Raw genomic sequence first — 8,747 nt, forward strand, 5'->3', positions numbered from 1 at the left:
TCTGTAGAACTGCTATAACTGTTTTCAAATACAGCCTTATCTGTTGCAGTTCCGGCTGTGCCATTATTATAAGAAACGGAAGCTTTTAATTTCGCAAATTCTTCTGTATCGCGCACTACATTAACTGTCACTTTTGTTGTGTGTGCGTCGTAAGTCATGCCTCCTGCCTGTGTCTGCGGAACATTTTCCTTAATGTCAAATGTATAATTTCCTGCCTTTGTAAATGTAACATCGCCAAACTGGAATTCTGTTGTTACGCCGTCTTCTGCACCAGCAACAACTGCTTTGTCTCCATTTTGAGCAATCGTCACCTCACCGTCCTGAATGGCTTTCTTCGTGCTGTCATCACCTGCTGTCAGCATGAATTCAAAAGCTTCGTTCTCCTTCATATCCCGTCCTTTTAGAGTCTTTGTTCCTCTAAGTGCCGTATCTCCGGTCAGTGTCAGTCGGTCATTTTTTGCGGACAGTTCAATACATGCCCTTCGGTTCCTCTCCCTACTCCTGCGTTTGCTCTCGTTTGATTTCTCCCTCTGTATCCTCTTAGCACAAGCGGGACAATACTTTGATATTCCAGAGCTGGGGACGTATTCAACACCGCACACCGTACAATTTTTAGGCTTTAACGCCGTCCACCGCTTTGTGGGTGTGATATGTAATTCACCGACAAAGCCGATGAATTTATAGTAAATCTTGATTTCCTGCCTTACTGTCCCGTCCGCAAGTTTCTCACGTTCCGAAACAAGTATCTTGTCTATGAGTGCGTTTATGATGGTTGCGTCCAACTCTTTCAGCCCCTGATAGTTGCGGATTAGGGATAGAAAGTCCCTCACGCCCTGCGATTTCTCATAGCTGTCATTGAGCGTTTCCGTTACCTCTTTCAGCCGTGCTTCAATTTCAAGCTGCTCTTTCTGGTATTTCCCCGACATCATCTCAAAATTCCGCTCCGTGATACGCTCCATTACCTTGTCCTCATAGAGAGAGGAAAACAGCCTGTCAAGCTCCGCAAGGCGTTTGTTCAGCTTCTTCTTTTCTTTCTCTAATGATTTCGCCCTGCTCTGGTCTGTTTCCGTGAGCCGCCTTTCTATGGCTCTGACCGCCTTTTCATCATTGACCGCCATATCCGCAAAGCGGTTGATGTCGGCAAGGACGGCATTGAATAAGTCCCTCGCTTCAATGCTGTGTGCGGTACACATAACATTGCCATATCTGCCATAATTATTGCAGGTGTATTGTACGCAGTCGATGATGTCGGGGCGTTTCCTCCTGTTGGCACTCGCCGCCCGCATCGCATAGCCGCAGTCCGCACACTTGATAACGCCCGAAAAGATATTCTCAAATCCCCCTGCGTTCTGCTCCCGCCTGCGGCTCGTCATAAGCTGCTGTACGGTGTCAAATTCCTCCTGCGTGACTATCCCCTCATGGGTGTCTGGTATCACTTCCCATTCTTCGGGCAGCTTAGAGGGGCGTTTCTTGCTTTTCATGTTGGCTGCAATCCGCTTGTAGCCTGCAAGGTTGCCCGCATATATCGGGCTTCTTAAAATGCCCCTCACGCTGTTCTCGCTCCAAATATAACGGTTTTCCTCGTTATCCTCAAAGTACCGCTCATAGCCTGTTGCCCCTTGCTCCACCGCATAAGCGGCAGGGCGTAGGATATGCTGTTTGTTGATGTGCTTGCGGATTTTGGCGATGCCGTTGCCCGCTAACGCAAGGTCGAATATCTCCCTTACCACATGGGCAACTTTGTCATCTATCAGCAGATGGTTGTGGTCGGCAGGGTCTTTGACATAGCCATAAGGGGCTGTTGTTCCCATGAATTTCCCCTGCTGAAACCTCGCACGGTACGCCGATTTTATCTTGACTGACACATCGGCAGAATACATTTCGTTTAGGATGTTGCGGAAAGGCGTGATGTCCATAGCGGATTTGTTTAAGGTGTCCACGCCGTCATTGACCGCTATATACCTCACGTTATGCTCTGGGAAAAAGACTTCCAGATATAACCCACAATCAAGATAGTTCCTCCCCAGACGGGATAAATCTTTTGTAATCACGCAGTTTATCAGCCCGTTTTCAATGTCCTTAATCATATTCTGGAAACTTGGTCTTTGGAAATTTGTTCCAGAGTAGCCATCGTCAACATACGTTTTTGCTAAATGCCATCCCTGCCTTTTCACATAATCCGTGAGGATGGATTTTTGTGTCGCAATGCTCGCACTCTCGTTATCCGTGCCATCGTCCTTTGATAAGCGGCAGTAAATGCCGACTTCATAAATCTTGTTCTCCGTTCTTATTCCTGCCATACTGTAAAACCTCCATATCTGTCCTAACGTTTTCATGTTCCATTGCGTACATTCTAAGCGGACAGCCCCTCATTGTCGAAGGTGTCGCCCTCGGCAATCTTCTTCCGAATATCCTCGGAGATAATCGGGACAAACGCTTCTGCAACGGTCTGTGTGCCGATATATTCTCGACTGATAATCATTTGTACTTGCCCTTTTGGCACAATACGCTTTCTTCTTCCAGTTGTTTTCCTATCCTCGCCCATACTTAAATCTTCCTTTCCAGACAGGGCAGGAGAACGTCTGGAAACGCCCCGCCCTGTCAATCAGATACCATCAATCCCCGCTGTTTACTTCTTTCTGTAATGCTTCAAGGAGTGCCGCTGCTTCATCAGCGTTCAACGTGATACCCTTTCCGCACTTCTCACGGTTCGGGGAAAAGCTGCGGATGTCATATTTCGGCTCTCTCCCGTTCCATGAAATAAGATTGATTTCCTTTGTGTAGCCGCTGTCACTCGCAGACAATACGGCGATTTCCTTTACAATCTCATACTGGATTTCTTTCATTCCTTACCTCATTCTCCTTAAAATTCTGTCTTTCTTCTGTTCCAAATTCCTGCATTTACTTCCCGAAAAAAGAAGGTTAGCGGCTGTCCCTGCTCCGTTTTCTCTGCAACTCACGTTCCAGAAGTCGGATGATGGTTTCCTCCATCTGCTTCGGCGTTGTGTCCTTCGGAAAGTATTTTTTCAGTTTGCTTGTGTTGATTTTCAAGGTTTCTTTCTGGTTTCCCTTTTCCTCCGTCATAATGGAAAATATCATATCCATGTCAAGCTGCCCGCTCTGGCTCATGCTTTTCATCCGCTGTGCCTGTGAGAGTGAGGGCGTTGCTTCTTCGCTCTCCATCGTGGCAAAGAGATTTTCCTGCTCGTCTTTCTTCAAAAAGGACAGTTCCACCGCAGGTGTGAGGGCGATTTTCCCCTCGTCCACCATCTGCAAAATCGGCGGTATCAGTTCCGTCAGGCGGATAAAACGCTGGACGGTCATCCTGCCCACGCCGAAGCCCTGTGCCACTTTGTCGTCCGTCCGCAACTTCGTCACAACTTGTGACGAGGTTAAGTCTGTGCGGAAACCCTGCCGCTTCATGGCTTCGGATTTCATCCTGTAGGCAAACGCCCGCTCCGATGGCAGGATATTTTCACGCTGTAAATTACTGTCTACAAGGGTGATGATGGCTCGGTCACGGTCTAAGGGCAGGACAAATGCAGGCACGGTATTTATACCTGCAAGTTCGGACGCACGGACACGCCGCTGCCCCGCAATCACTTCATAACCGTTCCCGTCCTCTTTCGGGCGTGTGATTATCGGCGTGACAATGCCAAATTCCTTGATGCTTTCCGCTAACTCTGACAGCGTTTCATCCTCCACAACATGAAACGGATTGTCGGGAAACGGGTATAAATCTTTGGTCTTTAACACCTTAAAATCCTGTTTCTTCATTCACTTTTTACCTTTCTCTTGATTTGTTTCTGCCTGTTCTCTGTAATTCTTCCAACACTTCTGGCGGTATCTTTGAGAGCAGCCGCCCCATCTGCTCGTTGGTTCTCTGCAATTCAAATATCCTCTGGTTGGCTTTCTGCACCTTTAATTCCTGCTCGTACTTTTCATCACGCATACGCCCTGCATAGTCGGCTTCCTGCCCGATTTGCTCCTTTAAGCTGTCGATATACGCCTGCTGTCTGCCGATTTCCTTAGAGAATTTCTCCACTTCGGGCAGCCATGCGGCAACCAGTTCCAGAGCCTTGTCACGCTTTTTCCCTGCGTTAAAGGCGTTGATGTCGGACAGGGCAGACACGATTTCCCCATACTGCTTATCAAGCCTGCCGCCCAACTTATAGAGCCATGTGGGGACGTGTTTCCGCTTGGTTTCCATCGAAGATTGACCTCTCTCAAGCTGATTCCAACGTGAGGACATCCGCTCATGGTAGGCGGTCTGCCACTCCGACAGGCTCTTTTGATTGCCTAAAATTGTTTTGGCGGACAGCTTATTGTCTGGTGTAATCGGCACAAAGCAGAGGTGCATATGGGGCGTTCTCTCGTCCATGTGGACGACTGCGGAGAGGATATTCTGCTCCCCGACACGCTCCGAAATGAAATCCAGAGCCATCGTAAAATACGCTTTCTGTTCTTCGGGCGGTAACTGGTTCATAAATTCTGGTGAAGCCGTGATGAGCGTTTCCACCATCATCACGCTGTCTTTCCTTGTCCTGCACCCTGCTTCGGCTACCTTTCGGTTAATCTCTTTCTTATAGGTGTACTTTGGCGGTGCGACAAGATGATAGTTATTTTTAGAGCGTTCCATGTCGATATCTGGGTTGCTTTTGTAGGCTTCTTTCTTCCGCTCGTTGTGGCGTTCGCAAGCCGCAACGCCGCCCGCTTTGCGTTTCTGGAAACGCAGGATTGCATAGGGCATAATCCATCATCTTCCTTTCTTCGGCGGGTAACTGCCCTTTGGGTGACAGCGGTGACGGTGGTGACGGCAGTTTTGGGATGCCCCCTGCCGATTGCCGTAACTGTCACCCTTATCCCCTGCATGACGGTCATGACGATGGTGACGGTGTTTTTGGGATACTCCCTCGCAAGAGCTGTAACCGTCATGCCGCCGTTCTTTTATCCGAAGCCGCAAGGCGTAGGATAGCAGGGCGTAAGACCTGCCATAAGGGAGTCCAGAGGGAACGTCTGGCACACGGCTCTTTGCAGGGCAAAGTGTAGTGTGTTACACCCTGTAAACGCAGTCGGAAAAATCGGAGAGATTTTTCTGACCGCAGGGGTGATTTTACACGCCCGAAAAGGGCGGGTGAATCCCACGCCTGCATTTTGCGTTTGCGGGGTGTTCTCCCGTAGGGATGACAGCGGCAGGGTATCCTAAAATCACTGTCACTGCCGTCACCGCTGTCACCCGCAGGGCAGAGCCGCCAACTTTACATGGCTTTAAGCGTCAATGACAGTAACAGGGGGTATCCCAATATCGCTGTCACCGCCGTCACCGCTGTCACCCGCCCTCCTTGCAAGGGCAATCTGCCTGCCGTCTTTCCTGCGGCTGTACTGGTAGCAGATACGGTTCTCGCTTAAAAATGTGGTGTGATATTCATTCAGCCATTTCGTAATCACCGTGGGTATGGTTTCCGTTTCCCCCATAGCGGCTAACAGCTCCGTTGCCGTGCCTGCCCATTCTTCCTTATCCCTCATAAAATCCACCAACCGAAAAAGGACATCTGGTATCGTTTCTTTCGCAAGCTGCTCCTGCGTTTTCCTCTCCACAAGTTCCCAACTGCAATCACGGAAACGGAGCGTGTATTCCTGATAGGGCGTGTCCCTGCCCGTTACATACAGCTTGGCGGTGTCAGATGCCCGTTTCTCCTTTTCCAGAACAAAGGTAGCGTCCGCACTCCCCGTTAAGCCTGTCGTCCCAGACACCTTGTTGAACACATCGCTGTCATTCTGCTTTCGGATGTGGTGTACGACAATGACCGCCAGAGAGTGCCTGTCGGCAAAATCTTTGATTAGGGAGATGTCCCCATAGTCGCTTGCATAGGCGTTGTCTTTTGAAGCTGTACGGACTTTCTGCAAGGTATCAATGACAATGAGCCTGCTGTCTGGATAGTCTTTCAGATAATCCTCAAGCTGCACGATAAGACCGTCTGACAGCTTGCAGCTTGCCACGGCAAAATGAAGCCGCCCGCTCGCTTCGTCCGTCAAACGGAACAGCCTGTCCTGTATGCGGCAGAACGTGTCCTCAAGGCAGAGGTAAAGCACATCGCCCTCCATTGTCGTCATGTCCCATAAGGGGATTCCCTGCGACACGCATAAGCACAGCTTCAGCATGAGCCAGCTCTTGCCTATCTTCTGTGAGCCGCAGAACAGCGACAAGCCTGTGGGGATAAGGCTGTCCACCACAAAGGACGGCTTCTCAAGCGGCTCATAAAGGAGCGTTTCGGCGTTGACTGTCTGTAACTTCTGCATGGGTTTCCTCCTTTCGGGCAGTTATCTTGTTTTTGTTGCACATAGGCGTTGACCTCCTTAAAAATAGATTTACTCCCACGAAAAAAGTGAGAGTATGTAATACCGCCAATCCCACACAAATAAAAAACAGATTTCTTTTTCGGGCGGTGTCGGTCATGGTTGGAGATATTTCCTCATTTCCGCTTTTACTTTCTTCTTTGCAACAGCAACGGATTTCTGTATTGCAGAAGCGGTGCAATGCTCCATAGCGGCGATTTGGTAAAAATTGAACTCATACTCGTAGTAGAGCAGGAAACGTCGCCTTTGTATCTCTGGCAGTCTGTCAACCGCCTTACAGAGCAGTTCCGCCCGTTCTGCTTCAATCATTTGTTCCTCAATGCTCTTAGGCAGCTTTAACGCCCGCCTGTTCAGCGTTTCGTCCCATACTTCCGAAAACTCCCTGTGCCGCTCGTCCCATTGGAGAAGATTCCTGTTCCTGCGTTCCATCTGCCGAAATTCAAAGAATAACTGCTCGGATACTTCCAGTTCGTGGTGTTCCCCCTGCCCGTCCTTAAAACTGATAAAATACCTTATACCGCTTTCCGTGGATTCCTCCCGAAGCGTGTACGCCTTAGCTTTATATGCCATCCCGTTTTCCTCCTGCCAAAAATAAGCGGGGAGATTCCACTCCCCACCCAGTAGCCCGCAGAATAATGGGATGTATTAGACGCTTACAAAATTTTCCGAAGCTTCTTCCGCAGATGGTCTAACCTCGCATAGATGGCACCAGTCGTCAAATGCACAAGTGGGGCAATCTCCTTTGTGGAATACCCCTGCATTTTCAGCAGGACGATTTTCAAGGTACGCCCGTCCACCGTGACTAATACTTGATAGAGATTTTCGCTCTCAATCTCGTCCAGTAACTCCGCAACTGTATTCACCTCCGCTTGCCGCTCCCTGTCTGCCATGTCCTCAAGGTATTCCGCAACGTCATTCGTCCATCGGTAAAACCGCCTGTTGGAATTGAAGTCTGCCCTGTCCGCTATGCGTATCTGCTCAATGGTCACTTCATCAACGCCGCACTCACGCAGCAGCTTTTCCTCCGCTTCTTTCCAGATACGCCATTTCCTGTCCTCCCGTCCGTGGTTGTATGCCATTCTTTCTTCCTCCAATCAGAATTGATTGAGAGGGCAGAGAAAAGCCCCCTCATTTTCCCAAAGGAAAAAACAAGGGGGCTGAACGCCTTAAATTTTAATTTTCTATTATCTTTCTTAGTTTTCTTAGGATTCTGGCTTTGCGTTTGTTCACAACGCTCTGGGTTATGCCTAACCTCGCCCCGACTTCACGCTCGGAAAGTCCGTCAAAAAAGATTGCCTGTATCAACTCCTGCTCACTATCCGACAACAAAGGCAGGGCGGCTTTCAGCCTGTCCACCATAACAGCATTGACAACGGTTTCCGCAATGTCCGCCGCTTCATCAGCGATAAAGTCCAGAGGATTCCCCTCGCTGTCCGTAAATCCGTCCAGAGATAGCAGGCTGTTCCTCGCATCTAATTTTTGCAGGTAACGCCACCGCTCCCTGTCACGGTAGAAGTCCGCATATTGCTCCCTTACGACTTCAAGCAGACAACCTTGGACGGGGATAAACAGCTTGTCCATATATCCCTTGTCGGCTTGCCTGCGGCGGCAGAAATCCGTATAGGACAGTTCCACATAGCCGCCGCTTTCTTTGATATATACTTTTCTTGGTGCGTATTTCACCGCTAATACCTCCAATCTGAATTTTTGAAATGTAAAAATCCAGATGGAGAGGCGGGGAGCGGCAACGCACACCAGAAACAGCCCTGCGGCACTTTCCAACAAAAAACGACAAAAGAAAAACCGCAAAGGCTCTGTGACCTTCACGGTTATGGGAAATACAAATTCTGTTGTATGGAGATTGTACTTCCACTTTCAAGGTGAGAAGTACCGCTGCACTGGCAGAAATTTTTTTAACTGGTTTCCTGCCATTCTCTGATATGCTATGTATTGATAAATTTTACTTCGTATGAGCAGATGAATAACCGCCCGAAAAAAGAACATAAAAAAATCCCTCCAAATTTAAAAACAAATTCAGAGGGTAATTTAGGGTATAACAAAATAACCCACCCGAATATCGTTTTTTTTATTTGGTGAGTTTGTTCTTTCAAATACGAAACAAAAAGAGCCGATGATTCGTGAATTGTTCCACAATTTCATCGGCTCTGCGTCTTAAGCGTCTGGCTCTTTGATGACAGTTATCTTCAAGTTGTCAACTTTAATCAAGCTTTCTTGTCTGCATTTTGGACAATAAAGGGGATAATTCTCCAAAACAGTGTCCTTCCTAATTTTATTACGGGTTTTGCTCCCACAAACAGGACACAATATCCATTCGCATTTCATCATAATTAGTCTCTAATCCTTTCAAATCTCATTTTATATGACTTTTG

General features: G+C 48.4%; 9 protein-coding genes and 1 pseudogene. All 10 read right to left on the bottom strand.

Going from position 1 to position 8,747, the window contains the following annotated elements:
- Positions 1-23: 23 nt before the first annotated feature.
- A pseudogene (locus tag LI164_RS11525) lies at positions 24-2,300 on the bottom strand (recombinase family protein); the annotation flags it as partial.
- Between the two features lie 53 nt (positions 2,301-2,353).
- Positions 2,354-2,545, bottom strand: coding sequence for a hypothetical protein (locus tag LI164_RS11530; protein WP_000503424.1), 192 nt, complete (start codon positions 2,543-2,545; stop codon positions 2,354-2,356).
- A 70-nt stretch (positions 2,546-2,615) separates the two neighbouring features.
- On the bottom strand, positions 2,616-2,846 hold the full coding sequence (locus LI164_RS11535) for a YdbC family protein (protein ID WP_000659121.1): 231 nt from the start codon (positions 2,844-2,846) through the stop codon (positions 2,616-2,618).
- 76 nt (positions 2,847-2,922) lie between these two features.
- A complete protein-coding gene (locus tag LI164_RS11540) occupies positions 2,923-3,777 on the bottom strand; it encodes a ParB/RepB/Spo0J family partition protein (RefSeq protein WP_000743701.1) in 855 nt (284 codons plus the stop codon).
- Positions 3,778-3,784: 7 nt separating this feature from the next.
- The gene (gene mobV / locus LI164_RS11545; RefSeq protein WP_001145977.1) at positions 3,785-4,750 is read right to left on the bottom strand and encodes a MobV family relaxase; all 966 of its coding nucleotides are present in this window, start codon (positions 4,748-4,750) and stop codon (positions 3,785-3,787) included.
- A 518-nt stretch (positions 4,751-5,268) separates the two neighbouring features.
- Positions 5,269-6,300: an AAA family ATPase gene (locus LI164_RS11550; protein ID WP_001170965.1), complete on the bottom strand. Its 1,032-nt coding sequence runs from the start codon at positions 6,298-6,300 to the stop codon at positions 5,269-5,271.
- A gap of 153 nt (positions 6,301-6,453) precedes the next feature.
- A complete protein-coding gene (locus LI164_RS11555) occupies positions 6,454-6,927 on the bottom strand; it encodes a sigma factor-like helix-turn-helix DNA-binding protein (RefSeq protein ID WP_000323521.1) in 474 nt (157 codons plus the stop codon).
- An 83-nt stretch (positions 6,928-7,010) separates the two neighbouring features.
- Positions 7,011-7,436, bottom strand: a complete 426-nt coding sequence (locus LI164_RS11560; protein WP_000323896.1) for a sigma-70 family RNA polymerase sigma factor — start codon at positions 7,434-7,436, stop codon at positions 7,011-7,013.
- Positions 7,437-7,530: 94 nt separating this feature from the next.
- Positions 7,531-8,040, bottom strand: coding sequence for a sigma-70 family RNA polymerase sigma factor (locus LI164_RS11565; protein ID WP_000872511.1), 510 nt, complete (start codon positions 8,038-8,040; stop codon positions 7,531-7,533).
- Between the two features lie 489 nt (positions 8,041-8,529).
- Positions 8,530-8,703 (bottom strand): cysteine-rich KTR domain-containing protein, encoded by a 174-nt coding sequence (locus LI164_RS11570; RefSeq protein WP_011528024.1) that lies wholly within the window; start codon positions 8,701-8,703, stop codon positions 8,530-8,532.
- Between the last annotated feature and the right edge of the window lie 44 nt (positions 8,704-8,747).

This window comes from Dorea sp. 210702-DFI.3.125 (assembly GCF_020560945.1).
Classification (GTDB): domain Bacteria; phylum Bacillota; class Clostridia; order Lachnospirales; family Lachnospiraceae; genus Dorea; species Dorea formicigenerans.

Excerpts from the sequence above, each read along its gene's own strand:
- LI164_RS11530 (WP_000503424.1), bottom strand. The coding sequence starts at position 2,545 with ATGGGCGAGGATAGGAAAACAACTGGAAGAAGAAAGCGTATTGTGCCA.
- LI164_RS11535 (WP_000659121.1), bottom strand. The coding sequence starts at position 2,846 with ATGAAAGAAATCCAGTATGAGATTGTAAAGGAAATCGCCGTATTGTCT.
- LI164_RS11540 (WP_000743701.1), bottom strand. The coding sequence starts at position 3,777 with ATGAAGAAACAGGATTTTAAGGTGTTAAAGACCAAAGATTTATACCCG.
- mobV (WP_001145977.1), bottom strand. The coding sequence starts at position 4,750 with ATGCCCTATGCAATCCTGCGTTTCCAGAAACGCAAAGCGGGCGGCGTT.
- LI164_RS11550 (WP_001170965.1), bottom strand. The coding sequence starts at position 6,300 with ATGCAGAAGTTACAGACAGTCAACGCCGAAACGCTCCTTTATGAGCCG.
- LI164_RS11555 (WP_000323521.1), bottom strand. The coding sequence starts at position 6,927 with ATGGCATATAAAGCTAAGGCGTACACGCTTCGGGAGGAATCCACGGAA.
- LI164_RS11560 (WP_000323896.1), bottom strand. The coding sequence starts at position 7,436 with ATGGCATACAACCACGGACGGGAGGACAGGAAATGGCGTATCTGGAAA.
- LI164_RS11570 (WP_011528024.1), bottom strand. The coding sequence starts at position 8,703 with ATGATGAAATGCGAATGGATATTGTGTCCTGTTTGTGGGAGCAAAACC.